Here is a 23,344-nt window from a genome sequence, read left to right on the forward strand (position 1 = left end):
GGGAACAAACGGATGTCCGTGCCAAGGGTTCCATGGACCATGACCGCCAAGATCCTGTCCAGTGTCATACCCAGGGTGCGTCGGCATCTCGATCATTGGAAAAGAAGAGCCGCTGCCATCCCTGACCCTGAATTGCGCAGGCAGGCTCTTGCGAGCATAGAGACAAAGACCTTTCACTGCGAAGGGGGCGCGCTGTACGCGCTTCTTGCGGGCGACCACCGTGACGAGGCCGTCAGGTTTATCGTTGCTTACCAGACCATTTCTGATTACCTTGATAACCTGTGCGATCGCAGCACAAGCCTGGACCCCGGGGATTTCACTGCCCTCCACGAGTCGATGCTTCACGCTCTGACACCCGGAAAAGCTCCTGTCAACTATTATCGATTGAGGCCTGAGCAGGACGACGCACACTATCTTTCTGATCTCGTCGGGACCTGTCAGGAAGTGCTTTCCAGGGTTCCGCGTTATGACGTCGTCGCACAGTGGCTATGGGAATTGGAGGGCTATTATGCGGACCTGCAGGTGCACAAGCACGTGCGATTGGAAGAGCGTGTACCCAGGCTTCAGGCATGGTTTGATGAATATAGGGGAAGCCTTCCGGAGATGAGGTGGTACGAATTCGCGGCTTCTGCAGGTTCGACTCTTGGTATTTTCTGTCTCGTCTCATCCGCCTTTCTTCCATCTTTATCGGCAAAGCATGCACAGGCTTTACGCGATGCCTATTTCCCATGGGTGCAGGGGCTGCATATTCTTTTAGACTACTTTGTTGACCAGGAAGAAGACCGGCTGGCGGGCGATCTCAATTTCTGTTCTTTTTACGAGAACAGCGACACCATGGTGCAACGGCTCGTGGCCGTGTTCAAGGAAGCGGACAGGGCGGTTGCGCAATTGCCTCACGAAAGGTTCCACCGCATGGTGTGTCACGGTCTCCTCGCCATCTATCTCTCCGATAGAAAGGTCGACCGCCAGGAAAGAATGCGGGAGATGGCGCTACGCATTATGAAAGAGGGCAGGGGGGCTACATTGCTCTTTTTTCTTACGTGCTGGGTACGGCGGAGGCTGCGCAAAGTGTAGCGAGGGGCAAGAGATCAAGCAGGTTAGGGTTAAATAACGTGAAAGACTCCACGGCAATGAGTCTTTCTTAACCTCAACCTAGCTCTCTATTTGTTTTTCCTGTCTCCTTTTCAAGAACGTGAGATAGTAATTTTTAAAAAACATTGCATAGATGGCTACTGTGATGAGAAACCCCAGCGTGAAGAATAGATAAGGTCTTCCGGGTATCACGTTGCGAAGACCGAAGAGCAGAAGCGCGACGATAGCGCCGGCGACAAAAGACAATACAATCTCTTTCCTCGTTCTTCCTGACGGCCGATAACCCGTCCTTTTCTTGTAGAGCACATACAGCACTAAAAAATTGTAGAAAGAGATTATCGACGTTGCAAGCGCTACCCCGAGATTTCCGAGCGGTATCATGAGAAGGTAAACCAGTACCGCGTTCAGCGCGATAGACGTGAGACCGACCACGGCAGGAGTTTTCATGTCATGGCGTGCATTAAAGATGCGGACGAAGGAAATCGACAATGCATAAAAAACCAGGCCGACGCTGTATCCGGAGAGAGCGCGATAGGTCATCAGCGTATCTTTGGTCGAAAAAGCACCCCGTTGGTAGAGCAGCCTGACCAGTACGTCGCCGGCAAAGCAAAGAAAGATCGTCGAGGGAATGAGCGTTATGCAGACAAGCACCAGGGAACTGTCTACGTGAGACTCTATCCCTTCCCAGTCTTCTTCGTGAAATAACCTCGAAAGTTTTGAGAAGAGCACCGTGTAAATCGGAACTGCGAAAAGGCTGTATGGGAAAAGAAAAATACGAAAGGCATATGCGAGTGAAGCAACGCCGCCTTCAGGCAAGTAGGTGGCCATGCTTCTGCCGATGAAGCTGTTGATCGGCACAACAGACGTCGCGATCAACGCGCCGGTGAAGAGCCGCTTTGCCTCCCTGAGTGAGGGATGACCAAGAGGGATTGTCATATGGTAACGGATGCCAAGCTTCCGCAAATAGGGTATCTGAAGCAGAACCTGAGCGATTGCACCCAGCGAAACGCCTACGGCCAGACTGTAGATTCCGATGGTGCCGCTGGCTGTGAGGGCGGCGAGGATAAAGATTATGTTCCAGATGATGCCTGACAGTTCCGGTGCCGCAAACTGCTCCTTCGCATTTAGAAACGCCTTCATCACCGAAAGTATGGCGTGAAGTGGAATAACAGGCAGCATGATGATGAAAAGCAGACGCGTGACGTCCCTGCTTTCGGATCTAAACCCCGGGGCGATGAGCCGCACTACCGGCACACTGGCTGCGAGAAGAATTACTGAGACGACAGCGGTGACGATGATAGCTACGTTCATGAAAAGTGAATATACCCTGGAGAACTCTTCCCGATCTTCGAGGTATTTGGAGCAGACCGGGATGAGAAAGGCACTGGTCGCCCCGGCGAAGAAAAGCGTCTGTATCAATTCCGGGAAGTTAAAGGCGATGACGAATGCGCCGACAAGGCTCGTTGCCCCGAAAAGGTACGCCTGGACAGCCTCCCTCACAAAACCCAAGGGCCTGCTCACGAGGGTGATGCCTGTAATGACAGAACCTTTCCGGATGAGGTAATTAGCAGATGTTTGGCTCAGAAGTCTTTCCCCATACTGCACGTTACGAGTTCCGGGTTACGGGTTGCAAGTTCAAGGCAGGAGTTTTTGCAGTTTAGCTCTGAACTCGAAACATGTAACATGTAAATCGTAACATCTAACGGCCTTGCGGGACCGCTAAATGGTTTCTCTCCCTATGTTGTTTCGTCTGACGACTCTCTGGAGCTTGGCGATAGTCTTGTGTTCAATCTGTCGTATGCGCTCTCTGGTCACGCCGAAAAGTTTACCTATTGATTCGAGCGTTTGTGGTTCCTCTCCATCAAGGCCGTATCTCAGCACAATCACTCTTTTCTCATCCTCGCGCAATCTGTCCAACCACGAGGCTATGTACTCGATCCTTTTCGTCTGCTCCAGTGCAGAGAGCGCTTCGTCTACGGAAAGACCCGGCAGGTAACGCTCCGTGCTCACATTTTCTTCTTCGTCAAGAAGCGTATCGATCGAATCCGTCTTAGTGACTATAAACATCACATTTCGTATAAAGGCGACGGGCACATCTGTGCTGAGATGAATCTCTTCCACAGTCGGCTCTCTTCCCTCTCTTTCGATGTACTCCTGTATAACTTTGGATATCTTTCGCATGCGAGAGGTGACATGCACGGGCAACCTGACTATCCGTGAGTAGTTGAGTACGGCCCGTTCGATCGATTCTCTGATCCACCACGTCGCGTATGTTGAAAAGCGGCAGTTCTTTGAAAGGTCAAATTTCTCAACTGCCTTTATTAATCCTATGTTCCCTTCTTCTATAAGATCGAGTATTGAGACTCCCGGGGTTACGTATCTTCTGGCTATCTTGACCACCAATCTGAGATTTGTCTCGATCATCTTCCTTCGTGCATCTCTGTCACCCCGTGAGATTCTCTCCGCCAGCTCCTTTTCCTCTTCCTCGCTCATCGTGGACAGTTTGCGCAAGTCCCTCAGGTAGAGCCTTTCGGCTTCAAAATCATCTTCTTCGAAATAGTCAACGGACTCTCTTTCTTCGGTCAATCTTTCCATCCGTATGTCCCTATCAGCTTGACGAATCTCACCCCTCCGTAGTTCTCCTCGCGATACCTGTCCTCTCCTTCTTTGACGTAGACTACGAGTTCCTGTTGAAATTCATCGCCAATAGGCACCACCAGCCGGCCCCCTGTTTCCAGTTGCTGGAGCAAAGGATCTGGAGCTTCAGGCGCGGCCGCCGTTACAATAATACCTTCATAGGGACTGTATTCCCGCCATCCCTGCGTCCCGTCACCTATGTTAACTATTACATTACTGTACTTTAATTCGTCGAGCAGCCTGCGGGCCCGCTTCGCCAGCGAGGGGATGCGTTCTACCGAATAGACGCGCTCTGCGAGTTCCGCGAGTATCGCCGTCTGGTACCCTGAGCCGGTTCCTATTTCCAGCACCTTCTCCTGCCCTGTCAAATGCAGAGCCTCTGTCATAAGCGCAACGATATACGGTTGCGAGATTGTCTGCTTCTCACCAATGGGCAGCGGATGATCCTCGTACGCTTGGGGCCAGAGGGCTTCATCGAGGAACAGGTGACGCGGAACCTTTCGGAATGCTTCAAGCACCCGTCTGTCTCTCACGCCGCGGTCCTTAATCTGGTCTTCTACCATCTGAAGACGTTGGCTTTCGTAACCGTTGCGCATCAAGCCGAAAGTTCCTTAGCCCGGTTGCGCGCTTTCTCCAGGGCCTTCATTACAATTCCTTTGAATCCGTTTTCCTCAAGATGCACGAGTCCCGCGATCGTAGTACCTCCCGGGGAAGTGACCATCTCTTTCATCAGGGAAGGATGGAGCTTTTCCGCTTCCAGCATCGCTATGGTCCCCTTGATAGTCTGTATGGCAAGCGTAGTCGCCTTGTCTCTGGGGAGCCCTACATTTACGCCACCATCAATCATGGCTTCAAGGAAAGAGAGAAGAAACGCGGGGCCGCTGCCACCCAGGGCTGTAACTGCGTCCATCAGGTCCTCCCTGACGTCCACTATCCGGCCAATCGGTGAGAGCAGTTTTTTCATTTCTCCCAGTTCCTTTTCCGTCACAAGGTCATTAGAGGTAATGCCCAAGGCTCCCTCACCGACTTTAGCAGCGATGTTCGGCATGACTCTGATGACCTTCAACGGTTTTTGTGCCATTGACAGGATGGTTGACGTGGTCACACCGGCCATTATGGAGATTACCAGTTTCTCTTTTTTCAGGGCAGGGGCGATTGACTCAAGAAGCACTCTTGCATCCTGTGGCTTTACTGCGAGAAGAACAGATTGCGCCTTTTCCGCCAGGTCTTTCCCATTCGCGGCGACGCTGACGCGATAGCGTTTAGCAACGACTTCAGCGCGTTCTTTCTTGATTTCAAATGCCATGAGATCTTTTCGATTGAACCCCGATCCCACGAGTGCGCCAACGATTGCTTCTCCCATGTTTCCCAACCCCAGTATTCCCAGTCGTACCATGATCTCCTCCTCTTCTCTTATAACAGATGGGTTTGCAAAAGTAAACGAAGCCCTTGCTTCATCCGATGATATGCAGTTTTTGCTTTTTGGGTTGCTGACGCAGGAGGATATTCGTAGCTCCGGGGCCGCCGCCACGCATGGTGGAGCTCGCGAAGGCGATAACCCATCTCCGATGCATTGCCCTGAGTACCCACTCTTTGAGCCTGCTCTTCAAGACCGGCTCATGTTTTGATTTCAGCCCGCGTCCGTGAATGATCTTGACACACCTGATGTTCGAGCGGATGGCCTCTTTGATGAAACTCTGGAACATCTCATAGGCCTCTTCTGCGCCGAGCCCGTGAAGATCGAGCATCCTCTGTGCAGAGTACTCCCCAGACCTCAGCTTCTCCATGGTAGCAGGATTGGTACCCTCAACACAGCCCTCCATATATTCGGGCAAATTCGTGACATTGAGCCGGTACTCTTCACTCAGCGCCTCTGCAAGCTGCCTCTCTCCGTCGGGTTCTCTGCCCGTGATTTTCTGTTCTGATCTAACCCCTCGGATTCTTTTCTTATCGTGCTCCAGTCTTTGTATGTCCCTCATTGCTTCGTCAAAGGAGACGGGTTCCTCTGCCGACGTCTCTTCGGGGACTTGCTGAAGTTCCTTCTTGAGCGATATACTGCGATCTTTCACAAAGCTTGAAAGGTCGCCGAACAATTTATAGATGGAATCCTCGTTCTTCATGTGATTATAAGTTTAAACCCAGGAGCGCTGTCTTACAATAACGGGGCTCACGTCGCCCCCTCCGGCTGCAAAGCCGCCGGAGCCTCCCCCTCTCGCGAGCCGTGCTCGCTACCCTGCGGGCTGCCAACGGGGCTCACGTCGCCCCCTCCGGCGCAGCGTCCGTCACTTTGACAATGCGGTTCACCTATACTAGAGTAACGCCATGGAGTGGCTTACATACCTGATTGATTATGGCACAAACCCGCTTCGCGAAAAAATACAGCTCATGCTGCCTATCGATTACAGATTAAAAAAAAGTTTTTGCTGAGAGGCTTCATAGATGGCTCTTATACGGGAAAATGATCTCGTCCTTATCGTGCACGACGGGAAGAGATACCTCAAGAGGCTGGAGCCGAAGAAGCTTTTTCACAGCAAGAGAGGGACGCTCGATTACTCATCCCTCGTTGGTCTTCAGTACGGCATCAGGCAGGGGCTCTTTGAGGTGTTCGAACCAACTCTTGAAGACATTATCATGTATGGTCTTCGCAGGGAGACGCAGATTGTCTATCCTAAAGATGCCTGCTATATTTGCTTCAAGCTCAGTCTCAAGCAGGGAGACCGGGTACTCGAGGTCGGCACTGGAAGCGGTGCCCTGACCATGCTCTTTTCGCATGCAGTGGGTTCCTCGGGCATGGTGGTTTCCGTTGAAAAGGAAGAAAAGCACTACAAGAATGCCAGAAAGAATATAGAACGTTTCGCAGGCTCATCCAACATCGATCTCAGGCTTGCCGATATTTCTGATTTTGAGGGCGCCGAATTTGATTCGGTCTTTATTGACGTGCGAGAGCCCTGGTCCGTTGTTGCAAAAGTTCGCTCCTTTCTTAAGGCGAGCGGGAGCATTGGCATTATTGTTCCGACATCCAACCAGGTGTCGGAAACGCTTCGTGCCATGCAGTCTTTGTTTGGTGATGTGGAAGTGCTGGAGATACTCCTCAGAAAATACAAGACAGTTGCTGACCGGCTGAGGCCTGATGACCGCATGGTGGCCCATACCGGATATCTTATGTTCGGGCGCAAAGTGGAGGAGGGTGGTTCATAGGGCGGCGGCCTTCATTGACGCTTTTTTGCAAGCTCCTTTATCTCATTCTTATATTTCTCAGCGCATTCGGGGCAGATGCCGTGACTCAGAACCGCGTCGGTATGCTCACTGATGTACGTTTCCAGCCGATTCCAGAAGCCCTGATCGTCGCGAATTTTCTTGCAGGATGCACAAATCGGGATGAACCCTTTCAGCGTCTTGATCTCCGCAAGCGCTTCCCTCAGTTCAGAGATCAATCGTTCCTGTTCCCGTTCTCTCTCCCTCAATGCGTTCTCGGCGCGCTTGATGCGCACCATCGACTGAACTCTCGCGACGAGTTCCTTGTTTGAAATCGGTTTGACGATATAGCCGTCGGCGCCCACATCGAGCCCTTCCGCTTGATATTCAGAAGAGACCTGGACGCCGGACACGAGGATCACAAAGATGCCCTCCAGCCTCTTATCCGCTTTGATCCGTTTGCATACGTCTACTCCTGACAAATCCGGAAGCACGACATCCAGCAGGACTACGTCAGGACGATGAGATTGCACAAGCTTGAGGCATCCCCCGCCGGTCGACGCTTCCAGCACGTCGAAACCTGCTTTTCGCAGCACTGTAGCAGTGAGCTCAAGGATTTGGGGATCGTCATCCGTGACCAGTACTTTGGCGTCTCCGCCCATTACATTCCATTATAATGGCGCGTAACGACAGAGTCAATCTACGAGTGTCTCCCATGGTTACGGGGCAGATGCCGCAGGAACGCATCCCTCAGGAGGACACTCGAAGGCCAATAGATGCTATGTCACGAGGATGATCTGGATGTCCATGACGTTCGTGCCGGTAGGGCCTGTGATCAGAAGATTATTCGTCTTCTGCAGCAGAGTGTAGGAGTCATTATTTTTCATGTGTTCCACCGGATCGAGGTTCAGATGCCTGGCCCGGCCGATGGTGTGACCATCCACTATTGCTCCGGCGGCGTCTGTCGGTCCGTCTGTGCCGTCGGTTCCGGCCGACAGAAGAGTTATCCCATCCAGGCTGTCTATCTCCCGGGCGAACGCGAGGGCAAGCTCCGTATTCCTGCCGCCCAACCCGGTTCCTTTCACCGTGACCGTGGTTTCTCCGCCCGAGAGTAAACAGAAGGGCCGCTTCAGATTCATGCTCCGTGCTTGTTGCGCGAGCCACCGACCTGCTTCGCGCGCTTCTCCCTGTAGTTCTGACGTGAGTATAGAGGTTTGAAACCCCATTTCTTGAGCCTTTTCATTCGCAGCTTTCAGCGCCATGCTGTTACTCGCGACTATAACGTTCTGTACGTTGTCGAAGATGTCGTTCTCCTCCTTTGGAGTTTCTGCTATCTCGCCCCGCGCGCCTCGTTCAAGAGTTGACACCGCCGCTCGTGGCGCCAGTTTCATAAGTTTGTATTTTTCGAGCACTGCGAGCGCGTCGCCGTATGTCGAAGTATCCGGTGCCGTCGGGCCCGATGCAATTACGTCAAGACTGTCACCGATCACGTCAGATATGATGAGTGACGTGATTGAGGCCGGATGAGCAATTTCCGCCAAACGGCCGCCTTTTACCAGGGAGAGGTGCTTTCGTACGGCATTCAGTTCCTGTATTGCTGCCCCTGATTTCAGCAGAAGACCTGTCACGTCTTGCTTTTCGCGCAGAGTAACGCCCTCGGTCGGCGCCACGAGCAAGGCTGAACCGCCTCCGGATATAAGGCAGAGTACGAGAGTCCTTTCGTCGGCCTCGCGCACGAGGTCAAGAATGCGCCGGGTGGCGGCTACGCTGTTGTCATCCGGCACGGGATGAGCTGCTTCCAGGAGCGCTATTCTTTGAAGCCGCCCCGTAGGCTTGCTATGACCATACTTTGTGACGACCATGCCGCTGGTGATCAAATCCTCAAGGGCCTCCTCCGAAGCCAACGCCATTGGCCAAGCCGCCTTGCCGAAGCCAATCACGAGGAGCCTCGCGAAATCTCCGACCCGGAAGAAGGTGCGGAACCGCTTCAGTTCATCTTGAACAGCCCTGAAAGGGTCGACCGCTTTCAGTGCTGCGTAAAAAATTTCCTGGGTACAGGATGCAAGATCCATCATGTATATCTCGTAGCCCGTCTTCGTGAAATAGTCAAATGCAAAATTCTCTGCGATTAAGATAGCCCGGATTTTATTGATTGCACAGGGCTACTGATGTAATCTGATACTATACGAAAGTTTTTGAACCTGCATGGAGGCGGATGATGGGGCGTCAAAATTATTTTGTCGGTATTCTCGCACTATTGATGGCAGTTTCTCTTTTCCTTGTGGCGGGCTGTGCAAAGCCGCCGACAGAGGAAATTGCGAAAGCAGAAAAGGCCTTGGAAAATGCAAGGGCAAAGGAAGCAGACGTTTACCTGGAGGATGCATACAAGAAAGCTGAAGCAGCCCTCAAGAGGGCGAAAGAACTGCTGACACAGAAAGAGTATAAGGGAGCGAAAGCCGCGGCCGAGGAGGCTTCTTCCGGGGCGCAGCTACTCTCTTCTCAGGTGGAAGCGGCCAGGATCAAGATGAAGGCTGACGCAGACCAGATGCTCCAGGAACTGAAGGAGCAGACGAACGAATTGAAAGCCATCGTTGCTGACGCAGTCAAGAGAAAACTTCCGATCAATCGTGAAGAGGTCCAGGCCTTGATTGGTAAGAACGAGATAGATCTCATCAACGTGAAAGTCAGGCTAGAGACGGGAAAGATTCGTCAGGGGTATGATGACCTGAAGATAATGAAATCGCTGACCGCGGCCGGAAAAGAGAAAGTGATGGCGGCGTTGTCGCCCGGCCCGGAGAAACAGTAGGATACGGAAGACCTATGGCAGGGCGTCTACAGCCCGTCTTGCTCCCGCTCGCTGTTGCGGTCTTTACTCTGATAGTGCTCCTTCTTTTTCGAGGGCTCGCGTTCAAAGTCCTGCGAAGGTACGGACGACGTGCTGAACCAAGGATCGGGATAGATGAACTGGTCGTCAGATCGCTGAGCTGGCCTTCCTTTTTCTGGTGTATTGCCATCAGTCTTCACGTAGGTGTTGGGGTTTCAGACCTCCCGGGAAAGTATGCTCTTTTCTTCAGCAGTGCAATAGATGTCATCGTTATCTTCTCGGTTACGCTGGCAGCAGCCAATGTCTGTGGGAGCATGCTCAAGAGTTATATCCAGTCGGCCAATTTTCCTACTCCTCCTACAGGACTGATTTACGGCATCTTAAAAGGACTGATTTTTCTTGTGGGCGTGCTCGTCACGCTCCATACGCTTGGCATATCTATTCTGCCGGTTGTCACCACGCTCGGTATCGGCGGTCTTGCCGTGGCGCTCGCACTGCAGGACACGCTGGCAAATCTTTTTTCAGGAATACAGATTCTTATGGAGAAGTCCTTGCGCATTGGGGACTATATTAAAGTGGAAACAGGCGAGCAAGGATACGTTGAGGATATAACGTGGAGAAGTACGAAACTGAGGATGGCACCCGATAATGTAGTCATCATTCCGAACAGCAAAATGGCGAAGAGCGCTATAACCAACTATTCCCAGCCTGGCAAGAAGATGGCCGTCTCGATCGCTGTCCGCGTAGATTATGCATCCGACCCGGACCACATTGAAGCTATATTACTCGAGGAGGCAAATAAGGCGGTGGGCCAGGTCCCAGGCCTTGTGAAGGAGCCTGAGCCCATAGTCCGCTTGGCACCCGGTTTTGGCGATTACGGGCTTGAGTTTACTCTCATATGCCAGGCCGCATCCTACGGTGAACAATTTCTTGTGCAGCATGAATTGAGAAAGAGAATTCTTAAACGACTGAGACAGGAAGGAGTCACCATACCTGCTGCAGAACGGGCTGCTTCTTCCACTGGAGCAAAGAACTGACCAGGAAAGGTTTCTTTGAGGTGTGCGGCAGAAGAGGGCATGAGGCAGGGTAATGACGGAGAATAGGTTTCAGCTGCTCACACTTTCAGCACTTGTGCTGCTTCTCGGCTACGTAACCTACCTGATATTCAGACCCTTCTTTGTGCCCATCGGTTGGGCCATCGTATTCGCAATCGTGCTCTACCCGGTACACAATTTTCTGGTGCGATACGTGAGGGCTGGCAGTCTTTCAGCAGTGCTCATCCTCATTCTCATCCTTGTCATCACGCTCGGTCCTCTTTCGTATGTCTCGTATCAGTTGGCTGTTGAGCTCCAGAATATCCCTTTCGAACATGCAACAGAAGAGATAACAGGCCTTATCAATCATCCCCGGATAAAGCCGCTGGTGGAACGAATACTTTCTCTGTTCAGCATAACAGAGACCGAATTCAGGGCCTCTGTGACGGCAAATCTCACGAGGCTGGGGAAAAATCTGCTTGGACTTGCGGGTGGCAGGATAGGCGATATCATTACCGGTGCTTTCGATTTTGTCCTCATGGCTTTTACCCTTTTTTTTCTCCTCAAGGACGGACCGAAATTCATCGAGAAGATCCGAGACTACATGCCTTTTCCGGAGCATGAAAAGAAGCAGCTCACCAAGCAAATAAAGGACGTGGTGGTGTCAACGATTTACGGTGGCGTGGTAGTTGCTCTCGCGCAAGGTCTGATCGGCGTGGCGGCGTTCGCCATCGTTGGTATTAGAGCCCCGGTGCTCTGGGGAATGGCCATGTCGATTACGTCCTTTATTCCTGTCGTCGGTTGTGCGCTTGTATGGGTACCTGCCGCACTCTACCTGGTTGTAGAAGGGTTAGTCACCAAGGCGATTATTCTCGCTGCCATTGGTGTCTTCGCGATAAGCACAGTGGATAACGTGTTGAGACCTATCATCATCCGGGGCAGGGTGAGCATGCCGCTCGTCCTGGTCTTTTTCAGCGTGTTCGGCGGGATCCAGGTGTTCGGCCTGCTGGGTCTTGTCCTCGGCCCCCTTGTTGTAGCCATCTTTGTTTCGGTAGTGGGTATATACCGCACGCATGCTTAGTGCCGATCCTTAACCTCGCTGCGTGCCTTGCTTTCTCAGGCGCCACGACATAGAATATACCTGCCAAAAGTCTGTTTATATCAAAGGAGAATTCATGAAACCAGTACCACTTGTGATGGCCATAGTCATGCTGCTCTTCGCGACAAGTCTGTATGCGGCGGAGGGAGTCGCACTGAAGACGCCGAAGGATAAGCTGAGTTACATCATCGGCGTTCAGATCGGCAACGATCTGAAAAACCAGTCCATCGACGTTGATCCCGCAATTGTCAGCAGGGGCCTCAACGATTCAATGTCTGGAAGCAAACTTTTGATTAGCGATCAGGAAGCGAAAGATATCATAGCGGTGTATCAGAAGGAGAGGGCCGCAAAAGTTGCTGAAGAGAGAAAGAAGGCGGGAGAAAAGAATAAACAGGAGGGCGCGGCGTTCCTGGCTGCCAATAAGAAGAAGGAAGGCGTGAAAATGCTGCCCAGCGGCTTGCAGTACAGAGTGATCAAGGAAGGCACCGGCAAGACGCCGAAGGCAACCGATACAGTTGTAACGCAATACAAGGGAACCCTGATTAATGGCACCGAGTTCGACAGCTCATATCGGAGAAACGAACCCGCGACCTTTCCGGTAAGCGGTGTCATCAAGGGATGGACCGAAGCGCTGCAGTTGATGAAGGAAGGCTCCAAATGGGAGATAGTTGTCCCTCCCGAACTGGCGTACGGCGAACAAGGCGCCGGTCCGATTGGTCCCAACGCCACGCTGATTTTCGAAATAGAGCTCGTATCAGTAAAATAAGTGTATAGTGACGAGTGGATAGTGAAGAACCACAGAACGGTACGTGAGCCACCGTGCCGCTGCCCGCCCTAAACTACCCGCTGCTCACAATACACCAATCACTATTCACTAATCACTGCAAGGTATAGGGACCGTGGCTGACGAGGACCTTTCCCGGCTCAAAATAGCCAAGACGAAAGCCGCTCCCGTTCCTTCAAGGAAGCGGAGGGCCTGGCGATATGGTATCGCCGGTCTCGTTCTGCTTTCTGCGATTTTCCTGTATACTGCGGGCGTGCTCAGGCCGGCGACCGAAGTTCAGGTGGCCAGCGTGGTCCAGGTCTATCCATCCCAGGGACTCACCATTCTGAACGCCAGCGGGTACGTGGTGGCGCAGCGCAAATCGGCACTCGCCTCAAAGGTAACGGGACGTCTTGTCTGGCTCGGCGTGGAGGAGGGGAGCAGGATAAAAAAGGGCGAGGTGATTGCGCGTCTGGAGAGTAAGGATGTGGAGGCGGCTGAACGGCAGGCCCGGGCGAACCTCAACAACGCGCGGGCCAATCTCGATTCTGCGAGGGCGGAACTGAACGACGCCACACTCGCGCTGAATCGTAACAAGGAGCTTGTCGGTAAGGGTCTTATCGCACAGGCGGATTACGACACTGTCTTTGCACGGTACCAGAAGGCGGTTGCGGGAGCGGCTGCCGCAGAAGCGGCTGTACGGGCTGCCACTGCTGCGCTGGAAGCTGCAAAGGTGGCAATCGAATACACACAGATTCGGGCGCCTTTTGACGGGGTAGTGCTGACAAAGAATGCTGATGTCGGCGACATCGTGACCCCGATAGGCGCCGCTGCCAATGCCAAGTCTGCAGTAGTGACCATCGCCGATATGGATTCGCTGCGCGTAGAGGCGGATGTTTCCGAGTCTAACCTTGAGAAGGTGAAGGTGGGCCAACCGTGCGAGATTCAGCTCGACGCACTGCCGGAGACACGCTTTCGCGGTGAAGTGCACATGATTGTGCCTACCGCAGACCGCACCAAGGCAACGGTGCTGGTGAAAGTGAGATTCCTCGACAAGGACGAGCGGGTCTTGCCGGAGATGAGTGCCAAGGTTGCCTTCCTGTCAAGGCCTGTCACCAGCGGAGAAGAGAAGCCGCGCACGGCCGTGAGCAAGGGCGCTATCGCCCGAAAAAGCGGTGCAGACGTGCTCTACGTGGTCTCAGGCGGTCGCGTGACGGAAAAGCCGGTGCGGTTGGGAGGGAACATCGGCGACATGGTGGAAGTCCTCGAAGGCGTGAGCGCCGGCGAGCGTGTCGTGCTCAACCCCTCTCCGGCACTCAGGAGCGGCCTACCCGTAAAGATCGCGGTAAAATAAATTGGAACCGAAAGAGCCTATCGTTGACATCAGGCATGTGACGAAGTCGTACGCGAGAGGAACGCGGAGCGTGCAGGTGCTCACCGATATTACGTTCGATATCGACGAAGGTGAATTTCTTGCCCTCATGGGCCCTTCCGGCTCGGGCAAGAGTACGCTTCTCAACCTGATCGCGGGAATAGATAAGGCAGACAGCGGAACCATAGTCGTAGCGGGCGTTGACATCACCGTGCTTTCAGAAACGGAACTCGCGGCCTGGCGAGCAGCGCACGTGGGCTTTATCTTTCAGTTCTACAATCTTATCCCGGTGCTCACCGCGTTCGAGAATGTGGAACTCCCGTTGCTGCTGACGAATCTTTCCCGGAAAGAGCGGCGGGAACACGTAGAGTTGGCGCTCTCGATCGTCAATCTGTCTGACCGGACGGATCATCGTCCTTCTCAGCTCTCGGGCGGCGAGCAGCAACGTGTTGCGATAGCGAGGGCAGTCGTAACCGATCCCGATATACTGGTGGCAGACGAGCCCACGGGTGATCTGGACCGTGCCTCGGCAGAAGAGGTGCTTACGCTCATGGACAGGCTCAGTCACGAGTCGGGTAAGACGATCATCATGGTTACCCATGATCCGAAGGCTGCAGAGAGGGCGCACAAAGTGAGGCGCCTTGAAAAAGGCTTCTTGAACGATGTTCATTCTCAAACTGCTCCTTAAGAATGCCTTCCGCCACAAGCTGCGCACGGGTCTTACGATTCTCGGCATCACCATAGCCGTGCTCGCCTTCGGGCTCCTGCGTACCGTTATCACCACATGGTACATGGGCGTCGAAGCTTCATCCGCAAACAGGCTCTGGACCAGAAACGCGGTCTCGCTCGTTTTCAGTCTTCCAATTTCGTACAAGGAAAAGATCCGCCAGGTGGATGGAGTAAAGTTCGTTTCCCACGCCACGTGGTTTGGAGGCGTTTATGTAGATGAGAAGAATTTCTTTGCCAATTTCGCGGTGGACCCGGAAACTTACATGGATGCCATGTCTGAGTACTACGTCCCTCCTGAGGAACGCAAGTCGCTCCTTCGTGACCGGAAAGGGGCCATTGCGGGGAGGAAACTCGCGAACCGTTTCGGATGGAAGATCGGCGACACCATTGTTCTGAAAGGCACGATCTACCCGGGCACTTGGGAATTCGTGCTGCGCGGCATATACCGCGGCACAAGAAAGGACGCTGATGAGACGGTCTTTTTCTTTCAATGGGACTACCTCAATGAGACCCTTAAGAAGACAGCACCCTCCAGGGCGGATCAGGTGGGTGCATTCATTGAAGTGGTGAAGGATTCGAATGCGGCTGCAGCCGTAGCTTCGCGTATAGATGCCACGTTCAAGAACTCCCTTGCAGAGACCCTTACAGAGACGGAGAAGGCGTTCGTGCTTGGCTTCATCTCCATGAGCGAGACGATTATCACGGCCATCCAACTTGTCTCACTGGTAGTGATCGCCATCATCCTCGCTGTCGTGGGGAATACCATGGCCATGACAGCAAGAGAGCGTATCGGTGAGTATGCTGTTCTAAAGACGCTCGGCTTCGGAGGCTGGCGCATTGCCGGCCTGATCGTAGGCGAGTCACTGGTGATCACGTGTTCAGGCTGTCTCGTAGGTATCCTGCTCAGCTTTCCGACAGCGAACGCGTTCGGCAAGGCCTTGGAACAGTATTTCCCTGCCTTCAACGTGACTCTCAAGACAATCTATCTCGACATCGGTGCGTCTCTAATCGTCGCCTTCATCGCTGCGATAATTCCCACCTGGAGGGCGATCAAGACGCCAATTGCTGACGGTTTGAGAAGGATCGGCTGACGTGAGTGTGCCGTTATCGTACAGTTTTCGCAACCTGTGGACCAGGCGGCTTACGACAGTGCTGACAGCCTCGGGCATGGCCCTGGTGGTTTTCGTCTTCACGTCGATACTCATGCTTGCGCAAGGCCTCCAGACAACGCTTGTGGAGACAGGCTCCTTCGACAATGTGATCGCCATTCGAAAAGGTTCGGGCACCGAAGTACAGAGCGGCATCGATCGCATGCAGGCCTCAATCCTCGAAACCGAACCCGAGGTGGCTACGGGCTCTGGCGGACAGAGGCTCGTTGCCAAAGAGGTGGTGGTGCTCATAACGCTTCCCAAGAGGGGAAGCGACAAGCCGTCTAACGTGACGATACGGGGCGTGAGCGTCACATCTCTGGCTCTGAGGCCCCAGGTGCGGATCGTTGAAGGACGCATGCCGCAACCGGGGTCATCGGAGGTCATGGCAGGGCAGAGTATGACGAAGCGCTTCAAGGCAGGCAGTATCGGAGAAACGCTCCGCTTTGGCATGCGTGATTGGACCATAGTCGGTATTTTTGATGCGGGAAATACCGGGTTCAGCTCCGAGGTGTGGGGCGACGTGGACCAGCTCATGCAGGCATTTCGTCGGCCGGTCTACTCATCCGTGCTTTTTAAACTTTACGACGCATCCCTGTTTGATCAGGTCAAGGCGCGCATTGAGAAAGATCCGCGACTCACGGTCGAGGTCAAGCGCGAGAACGGCTACTATCTCGATCAGTCCGAAATGATGGCCAAGTTCCTGCGTATTCTCGGCATCTCACTCACCGTCATATTTTCACTTGGGGCCATTATCGGTGCCATGATCACAATGTACGCCGCGGTAGCTACCCGGACAACGGAGATTGGCACCCTGCGCGCCTTGGGATTTCGCAGAAGGAACATCCTCGCGGCTTTTCTCTTCGAGGCTCTGCTTCTGGGATTTCTCGGCGGAGGTTTTGGCCTCGCCCTCGCCTCGCTGATGCAATTCATTACCGTCTCCACGGTGAATTTTCAGACATTCTCCGAACTGGCCTTTCGATTCACGATGACAGCACGTATCGCTCTGAGCGCGATTGGATTTGCAGCAGTCATGGGGTTCATCGGTGGCTTTTTGCCGGCCCTGCGCGCATCGAGGATGAACATAGTTGAGGCCCTTCGTGCGAGCTAGCGGATTGGATGAGATCTCGGGCCGCTGGACAAAAGCAACCTTATGGAAGGGGCTGCCCTGGGATGCCTGGACGCAGGCAAAGGATCGGGAGCGGGTGCCGGAGCGCTGGCGGCAATGATTTAAGCGGTGAGCCCGTTATATTGGCAGGCCGCTGTACTCCTGGGGCGCCTCTTTGAAGTTGAACGCCTTGTCAACCATGTGCAGCAGGTCTTCAATTGCCAGCGACTTAACAGCAATGTCCGTGATACCAGCCGCTTGGGCCACGGCCGTCAGGTCGCTGTCCTGGCAGCCGGTGTAAAGGAGTATAGGCATACCGGGACGAAGGCTGGTCAGCTTTTCTGCGACCTCTGTGCCCTTCAGGTCCGGCATTTCCTGGTCCAGTATAACGAGGTCAAAGGCGCAGGGACTTGTGGCAAAAGCCCGCAAGGCTTCCTGGCCGTTCCGAACTGTTCTCACCTCATAGCCGCAGTGCTCCAGAGATAATTTCGTTATGCCTCCCAAGGTGAGGTCATCATCTGCAAACAGGATCCGCTTCTTCTCCAGGTACGTTGGTCTCCTCCATTCTCATGTAGTTCGGGACCGCCGCTCTATCGATCCTCTGTTTGATTGACCAATGTTGTATGAAAGCTTATCTTCTATTAATGTATATTAACGTATATTATAATGTCAAGAAGTTTTTTAAAACAATAATTGACAATAATAGAAACTCTATACTATAATTCAATCTATGGACAAGCTGTACACGGTAAGTGAAACAGCTCAGCTCCTCCATATATCCCGTGGCAATCTCTACCGCCTCGTTTCAGAAGGCAAGCTGACGCCACTTAAGCTGGGCAAAAGAACTCTTTTCTCAGAACAGGAGTTGGAAGCCTTCATCGAAGATCTTAAGAAGGCCCGCCGGAGCAACAACCCGTAGACGTTTCGCGCAAAGTGTCTTTAGATTTAGTCACTTGAGTGTAATCAGTGGGAATTTGTCTGAAGTATCTCGATACCGGAGAGTCTTGGAGCGGATAGTGACTGCAAGTGCGGGTGCTCCTGAAAATGTTTCCGCTAGATTATAATATGTAATAAAAATATATGATACGTAATGATACTATAAGAGGTAAGTAGCAGGTGACGGCGTATCTAGTTGTGAGAACAAAACGCAAGATGCAGTTACCAAAAAGTAAAAACCATAATTATTCATAACATATCCTATAATATCATATTATTAATTATGTTGAGTTATGGAATAGGCGGAGGATTTGAGACCTTGCCTTAGGACCGAAAGCTTCCCTCTTTATTCTTTTTTATTCTTTGTCAGAGACCAGCACGCCAGCGATGGCATACTCGTGCTTGGCCATCTCGTGAATGATGATGCGGACTGTGTCCGGTTTCACGCCGAGGCTCTTGACCACCGCCTCCGTGACGTCCGCGACGAACTTTCTTTTCTGATCCACTGTTCTTCCCTCAAGAATATTCACCTGGATGATGGGCACTGGTCCTCCTTTAAGCGTTCTAACAAGATGTCAGCTCGACCAGGCACGAAACCGTACTGAGCCTCTTCATTTGCAGCCTGCTCAGCAGGTTCGCCCCGTCTGCTGTTCGTTTACTTCTCTGGTTCCTCCAGCGGTTTAAAATCTCGTATGTAGTATTGGCGATGCCAATCCCAGTCGTAAAGTGCGTTGTCCTTGAGATAGTACCTCTTGACCCACCTTTTGTCGAAGACCGAATCATCCCTGACGTAGTACTGGATCTGCCAATCCAGGCTGTAGATCACATTATCTTTGAGGTAATACCGCACATGCCAGTTGAGATCGTACAAGGCCTTCAGCGGCACGGTCTGAGCAGCCGCGGAGATTACCAGAAGCAGAACAAGAAGGCCTGCTAACCCCATCCGGCTATACCGTAAAGGTGTCATAGTTAACTTCCTCCTTCCAACTGAGTGATGTGCACCCCCAAGATCAGAGACCACGTGTTACTATCATAAGGCAAGCTGCGCTGATTTACTACATATTTAGAATGGACCCGCCCCGGGAGGGGGAATCGTTCGCTTATTCGGTTACTGTTTACAGATCAGACAAATTGTCTTATCTTTGTAGGGGTGGCGCAGCGTCCGGATCGGACGCATCTCAGGTGCGACGGATGGGTAGCGGGAAGAACCTGATAGAGCGGAAGCGGAGGATTGGGGCGACAGAGAAGAAGGCTGAATCTTCCGGCGGACGGCCGCGCAATAAAGTTGGGCTCAGGCAGAAGAGAGACCCGCTGGCGGAACGGGTGCGCAAGCTGCTTTCGGGACCGGCCAAGCTACCAGATGAGGAAGGATCCAAGGATTTCGATGCTTATCAGATTGAATTGAAATTGCAGCACGAAGCGTTGCGTGTGGCGGATAAGACGATCCGTGAGGCGCAGGCCAGGTATGCCGATCTTTACGACTTCGCACCTGTAGGTTACTTTACTTTTGACCGTGGCGGTTTTGTTAAAGAGGCGAACCTCACGGCCGCCGCCCTTTTGGGCTTTGATGTCGATTTCCTGATAGCCAAACCGTTTACAACGTTAATTACACCGTTCTACGTAGATATATTCCGTCTGGACCTTGAGAACGTTTTCCAAAAAGGCTCAAACCGAGTTTCAGAACTAGAGATCAGGAGAAAGAACGGAACCACCTTTTTTGCCTCCATGGCCAGTGTACCGGTACGGAACGCGACCGGGATAGTTGAGTGCAGGTCTGCCATAATAGATGTGACCGAGCACAAGGAGATAGAGCGGGCGCTCGCAAAAAGTGAAGAAAGGTTGAAGCTCGCGCTGGAAGCGTCAGGACAGGCTGTCTGGGATTGGAATCTCGTAACAGGGGTCGTCGAATGGTCGGAGAAAGCAAAGACGCTATTCGGCTTCGAGCCGAATGCCGATGTTGCGTACAACCAGTTTCTTGAAAGGGTGCATTCCGACGATCGGGACAGAATGCGCAGCGGTGTATTACGGGCACTCGAAGAAAAGGAAGAATACAATGGCGAGGCAAGAGTCGTCTGGCCTGACGGGGCCGCTCGCTGGCTGACCGCAAAAGGGCGTTTTTTTTATGATGAGAGCGGCAAACCGCTCCGTATGGTGGGTGTCGCAAGCGATATTACCGATCGCAAGTTGATGGAGGCTGCACTGCGTGAGGCGCGTGACGGATTGGAGTTGAGGGTTCAGGAACGCACAGCGCAGTTGAGTACGGCGTATGAGGTTTTACGGGCCGAGATGCAAGAACGTCAGCGAGTCGAGCATCAACTTCGGGAATCCCAGAAAATGGAGGCCATCGGAACGCTCGCGGGCGGCATAGCTCATGATTTCAACAACATCCTTGCGGCTATTATAGGCTTTACCGAAATGGTGATAGACGACGTCTCGGACAGGACGGACGTGCAACAGAAAATGGAGCAGGTGCTCAAGGCAGGTTTGAGGGGAAGGGAACTTGTCAGGCAGATACTCACCTTCAGCCGCAAATCCAAGGCGGAGTACAGAGTGTTGACCCTGGGCCCGCTGATCAGGGAAACCTTCAGGCTGCTCAGGGCATCGCTGCCGACAAGCATCAGCATGAGCCTTAATCTTGAAGCCGACCAGGATTCAGTCTATGCCGATCCCTCCCAGATTCAGCAGGTACTGATGAATCTCTGCACGAACGCATCCTACGCGATGCGTGAGACCGGAGGGAAACTTGAGATCTCGCTCGGACATGTCACGCTGGGCCCCGATGATCCCTCGCCTGAACCAGACACTTCACCGGGAGAGTATGTAGTGCTCTCAGTGAGGGATACGGGGACAGGCATGAGTGAAGCTGTCAAGGAGCACATATTCGAGCCCTTCTTTACCACCAGGCCCCGCAAACAGGCTTCAGGCCTCGGTCTGTCCGTGGTTTATGGCATAGTCAAGAGTCATAAAGGCAGCATTATGGTTCTCAGCCAGCCCGGCAAAGGTTCTGTGTTCAGGGTATTTCTCCCTAAGGCTGACCTGGGTGAATCGACCGAAGAGGAAACGTCAAGGCAGCCTCTGCGCGAAAAGAGGAGAATTCTTTTTGTCGATGACGAAGAGATAGTCGCGGAGATGGGTCGCTTCATGCTGGGACGGATTGGTTATGACGTGGTTGTGCATACCGACAGCGGCGAAGCCCTGCGCTCCTTTACGGAGCGCCCTGGTGAATTTGATCTGGTGATTACAGACCAGACTATGCCCAAGATGACTGGTGTGGTGCTTGCCGAAAAACTTCTGCAGATACGTCCGGACATTCCGATCATACTGTGCACCGGATACAGCGATCTCGTCTCCGACGAAACAGCCAGGGCAAAAGGCATTAAGCAACTGGTGATGAAACCACTTGCGAGAAAAGAGATGGCGGAATTAATACAAAAGGTCCTCCCGGACGCTCACACCTGAACTTTGCTTTCCCGTTTGTTTGATTGACCTCACCGACCTTACCCCTTGCCCCATTCTCTTTCTAGCGAAACCAATCATCCCTATGATATATAGTTACCGCACAGGACATCCGCATGGATTGCGGGTGAGGCGACCCAATCTGTGACGTGATAATGAACACGTAGCACGCTATTGACATGGTGAATGAAGCGAATCGACTGAATAGACGGGAACAATCGAAGCAACAGAAGAAACAAGGCGCACGTTCGCTCCGGACGCACTTTTTTCTCCTGATTGCTACGATCCTACCCCTCTTTGCGCTTGGTCTTTCAAACCACGGACTCTGGACTGCCGACGAACCGCGCGTCGCTGAAATCAGCAGGGAGATGGCTCTATCGGGAGACTGGGCGGTTCCCACCCTCAATAAGAAGCCTTTTCTGGAAGAGCCTCCTCTCTACTACGCCTCAGTTGCCTCTGTGTTTAGGGTGTTCGGAGCCGCCTCCGACAGAATAGCGCGCATCCCGTCAGCCCTCTTTGCCCTGGGAGGAGTTGCCGCTCTTTTCTTTCTGGCCTCGATGCTTTTCGGCCCGAGGGTTGGATTTCTGTCGGGGTTTGTTCTTGCGACATGCGGCGAATATTTCCGGGTGGCGCACTGGCTTTTGGTGGACAGTGCGCTTACCTGTTTTGTGATCACCGCCATGGCCTTTTTTATGGCAGCATACCGGACCAGCAACGGACGGAAGAGAATTCTTTTCTATGTGGCCTGCTACATCTCGTGCACGCTCGCCTTTTACTCGAAGGGGTTCATCGGCATTGCCATTCCGGGGCTTGCAGTGCTTGCCTTTATCATTCTTGACAGGAATTTCAGAGAAGCGCTCAGGATGCAGTTATGGCTCGGTGCGCTCGTATTCGTGCTCATGGCAGCACCATGGTTTGCAGCGCTCTGGTACGGGGGCGGTTCGGAACACCTCAGGGTCTATCTCGTGTACAATCACCTCCAGCGATTTCTCCCCGGTGGCTCATCCGGCCATCATCAGCCGTTCTATTACTACCTCACCCAGTTCCCCGCAGGCTTTCTCCCCTGGAGCATTTTGCTCGTGTCGGTCATCTATTTCTGTGTTGCGAGAAGGCACAGAGCACCGACCTCACAGCAAAAAGGCCTCCTCTTCGCGGAATGCTGGTTTATTACCGGATTCCTCTTTTTCAGTCTCGCGTCAACCAAAAGGGTGCTCTATCTCATGCCGATCTTCGCTCCGGCTGCGATGCTGACAGCCTCGTATATCGAGACGACCCTGGGATCGCGGACTCTCAGCCGGATAGAAAGGGTCTTTCTCTGGATCTTTGGCTGCATTCTTCTCGTGATCGGACTGAGCTGCGTGCCGACCTACCTTTACGCGGCAAGGCTCTATGCCATAGGGACATCCTTGAAGCTGCTCTTTGCTGTAATCGTGGCAGCGGTTATCACGGTGCTGTTCTCTCTTTTTTCACTCTGCTATCTTGCCAGGCGCAGGACAGGTCACTTCTGGATCTATTCGAGCGCGGCGATATATACCTACTTGATAGTGGCGCTGGTCATCGCTGTACCGTTGCTGGACCGCTACAAGAGCTTGGTGCCCTTCTGCCAGCAGGTAAAGAGAGTAGTAGCGACGGATGCGATGCTTTACGCGTACCAACCGGACGAGACGCTGCGGGGAGCCTTGCCGTTCTACACGGGGTATCATCCGAAAGAGATGGAAGATCTGAAGGATCTCGAAAATCTAGCTTCAAGCAGGAGCCAGGTCTTTGTCGCGATCAGGGACAGCCATGGCCGATTGGAAAAGGAGCTGCTTTCCACGGGCAGGTTCACGGTCTTGAGCCGCTACGACATGGGGCCCGATCGTTCCCTGGTGCTGCTCGCCAACAAGAAATAGCTAACGGCTAAAGGATAACGGCTCGCGGATTCAAACCTTTATCCTTGGGCCTTTTGCCT

At 52.9% G+C, this 23,344-nt stretch carries 23 protein-coding genes; 13 read left to right on the top strand and 10 right to left on the bottom strand.

The window, feature by feature from the left end; genetic code table 11:
- Positions 1 to 1,074: tetraprenyl-beta-curcumene synthase family protein (locus VMT71_10505; GenBank protein ID HVN24390.1), on the top strand; the 1,074-nt coding region annotated here is incomplete at its 5' end.
- 78 nt (positions 1,075 to 1,152) lie between these two features.
- Here VMT71_10505 and murJ read toward each other — a convergent pair.
- From murJ to VMT71_10530, 5 genes are all read right to left on the bottom strand, one after another.
- Entirely contained in the window at positions 1,153 to 2,697 is a 1,545-nt protein-coding gene (gene murJ / locus VMT71_10510; GenBank protein ID HVN24391.1) for a murein biosynthesis integral membrane protein MurJ, read from the bottom strand.
- A gap of 114 nt (positions 2,698 to 2,811) precedes the next feature.
- Entirely contained in the window at positions 2,812 to 3,687 is an 876-nt protein-coding gene (locus VMT71_10515) for a sigma-70 family RNA polymerase sigma factor (GenBank protein HVN24392.1), read from the bottom strand.
- Positions 3,675 to 4,325: a protein-L-isoaspartate(D-aspartate) O-methyltransferase gene (locus VMT71_10520; protein ID HVN24393.1), complete on the bottom strand. Its 651-nt coding sequence runs from the start codon at positions 4,323 to 4,325 to the stop codon at positions 3,675 to 3,677. Before VMT71_10520 ends, VMT71_10515 begins: the two co-directional genes overlap by 13 nt.
- Complete coding sequence (proC, locus tag VMT71_10525) at positions 4,325 to 5,125, bottom strand: pyrroline-5-carboxylate reductase (protein ID HVN24394.1); 801 nt, start codon at positions 5,123 to 5,125, stop codon at positions 4,325 to 4,327. Before proC ends, VMT71_10520 begins: the two co-directional genes overlap by 1 nt.
- Before the next feature lie 58 nt (positions 5,126 to 5,183).
- Positions 5,184 to 5,849: a Smr/MutS family protein gene (locus VMT71_10530; GenBank protein HVN24395.1), complete on the bottom strand. Its 666-nt coding sequence runs from the start codon at positions 5,847 to 5,849 to the stop codon at positions 5,184 to 5,186.
- Between the two features lie 319 nt (positions 5,850 to 6,168).
- Between VMT71_10530 and VMT71_10535 the strand changes: the two genes are divergently transcribed.
- Positions 6,169 to 6,927 carry a tRNA (adenine-N1)-methyltransferase gene (locus VMT71_10535; GenBank protein HVN24396.1) on the top strand — a complete coding sequence of 253 codons (759 nt, stop codon included), beginning with the start codon at positions 6,169 to 6,171 and terminating at the stop codon, positions 6,925 to 6,927.
- Positions 6,928 to 6,938: 11 nt separating this feature from the next.
- Here VMT71_10535 and VMT71_10540 read toward each other — a convergent pair whose 3' ends face one another.
- Both VMT71_10540 and VMT71_10545 read right to left on the bottom strand, forming a co-directional pair.
- Positions 6,939 to 7,586 (bottom strand): response regulator, encoded by a 648-nt coding sequence (locus VMT71_10540; GenBank protein ID HVN24397.1) that lies wholly within the window; start codon positions 7,584 to 7,586, stop codon positions 6,939 to 6,941.
- Between the two features lie 117 nt (positions 7,587 to 7,703).
- The gene (locus VMT71_10545; protein ID HVN24398.1) at positions 7,704 to 8,999 is read right to left on the bottom strand and encodes a glycerate kinase; all 1,296 of its coding nucleotides are present in this window, start codon (positions 8,997 to 8,999) and stop codon (positions 7,704 to 7,706) included.
- Between the two features lie 143 nt (positions 9,000 to 9,142).
- Here VMT71_10545 and VMT71_10550 point away from each other — a divergent pair, with 143 nt between their 5' ends.
- From VMT71_10550 to VMT71_10585, 8 genes are all read left to right on the top strand, one after another.
- A complete protein-coding gene (locus tag VMT71_10550) occupies positions 9,143 to 9,730 on the top strand; it encodes a hypothetical protein (protein HVN24399.1) in 588 nt (195 codons plus the stop codon).
- Positions 9,731 to 9,744: 14 nt separating this feature from the next.
- Positions 9,745 to 10,785: a mechanosensitive ion channel family protein gene (locus tag VMT71_10555; GenBank protein HVN24400.1), complete on the top strand. Its 1,041-nt coding sequence runs from the start codon at positions 9,745 to 9,747 to the stop codon at positions 10,783 to 10,785.
- 52 nt (positions 10,786 to 10,837) lie between these two features.
- On the top strand, positions 10,838 to 11,863 hold the full coding sequence (locus tag VMT71_10560; protein HVN24401.1) for an AI-2E family transporter: 1,026 nt from the start codon (positions 10,838 to 10,840) through the stop codon (positions 11,861 to 11,863).
- Between the two features lie 94 nt (positions 11,864 to 11,957).
- On the top strand, positions 11,958 to 12,647 hold the full coding sequence (locus VMT71_10565; GenBank protein HVN24402.1) for an FKBP-type peptidyl-prolyl cis-trans isomerase: 690 nt from the start codon (positions 11,958 to 11,960) through the stop codon (positions 12,645 to 12,647).
- A 133-nt stretch (positions 12,648 to 12,780) separates the two neighbouring features.
- A complete protein-coding gene (locus VMT71_10570) occupies positions 12,781 to 13,998 on the top strand; it encodes an efflux RND transporter periplasmic adaptor subunit (GenBank protein HVN24403.1) in 1,218 nt (405 codons plus the stop codon).
- Position 13,999: 1 nt separating this feature from the next.
- On the top strand, positions 14,000 to 14,704 hold the full coding sequence (locus VMT71_10575; GenBank protein HVN24404.1) for an ABC transporter ATP-binding protein: 705 nt from the start codon (positions 14,000 to 14,002) through the stop codon (positions 14,702 to 14,704).
- Positions 14,679 to 15,836, top strand: coding sequence for an FtsX-like permease family protein (locus VMT71_10580; protein ID HVN24405.1), 1,158 nt, complete (start codon positions 14,679 to 14,681; stop codon positions 15,834 to 15,836). Before VMT71_10575 ends, VMT71_10580 begins: the two co-directional genes overlap by 26 nt.
- Position 15,837: 1 nt before the next feature.
- The gene (locus tag VMT71_10585; GenBank protein HVN24406.1) at positions 15,838 to 17,004 is read left to right on the top strand and encodes an ABC transporter permease; all 1,167 of its coding nucleotides are present in this window, start codon (positions 15,838 to 15,840) and stop codon (positions 17,002 to 17,004) included.
- A 135-nt stretch (positions 17,005 to 17,139) separates the two neighbouring features.
- Here the strand turns inward: VMT71_10585 and VMT71_10590 are convergent, their stop codons facing one another.
- Entirely contained in the window at positions 17,140 to 17,547 is a 408-nt protein-coding gene (locus VMT71_10590; GenBank protein ID HVN24407.1) for a response regulator, read from the bottom strand.
- Between the two features lie 184 nt (positions 17,548 to 17,731).
- On the opposite strand from VMT71_10590, the gene VMT71_10595 reads away from it, so the two are divergent.
- Entirely contained in the window at positions 17,732 to 17,920 is a 189-nt protein-coding gene (locus VMT71_10595) for a helix-turn-helix domain-containing protein (GenBank protein HVN24408.1), read from the top strand.
- A 373-nt stretch (positions 17,921 to 18,293) separates the two neighbouring features.
- Here VMT71_10595 and VMT71_10600 read toward each other — a convergent pair whose 3' ends face one another.
- Both VMT71_10600 and VMT71_10605 read right to left on the bottom strand, forming a co-directional pair.
- Positions 18,294 to 18,482: a 4-oxalocrotonate tautomerase gene (locus VMT71_10600; protein HVN24409.1), complete on the bottom strand. Its 189-nt coding sequence runs from the start codon at positions 18,480 to 18,482 to the stop codon at positions 18,294 to 18,296.
- Positions 18,483 to 18,592: 110 nt separating this feature from the next.
- Positions 18,593 to 18,904, bottom strand: a complete 312-nt coding sequence (locus VMT71_10605; protein ID HVN24410.1) for a hypothetical protein — start codon at positions 18,902 to 18,904, stop codon at positions 18,593 to 18,595.
- Positions 18,905 to 19,128: 224 nt separating this feature from the next.
- Here VMT71_10605 and VMT71_10610 point away from each other — a divergent pair, with 224 nt between their 5' ends.
- Positions 19,129 to 21,396: a PAS domain S-box protein gene (locus VMT71_10610; GenBank protein HVN24411.1), complete on the top strand. Its 2,268-nt coding sequence runs from the start codon at positions 19,129 to 19,131 to the stop codon at positions 21,394 to 21,396.
- A 176-nt stretch (positions 21,397 to 21,572) separates the two neighbouring features.
- Positions 21,573 to 23,285 (top strand): glycosyltransferase family 39 protein, encoded by a 1,713-nt coding sequence (locus tag VMT71_10615; protein ID HVN24412.1) that lies wholly within the window; start codon positions 21,573 to 21,575, stop codon positions 23,283 to 23,285.
- Positions 23,286 to 23,344 lie beyond the last annotated feature (59 nt).

The sequence above is a fragment of the Syntrophorhabdales bacterium genome (assembly GCA_035541455.1).
Taxonomy (GTDB): domain Bacteria; phylum Desulfobacterota; class Syntrophorhabdia; order Syntrophorhabdales; family WCHB1-27; genus JADGQN01.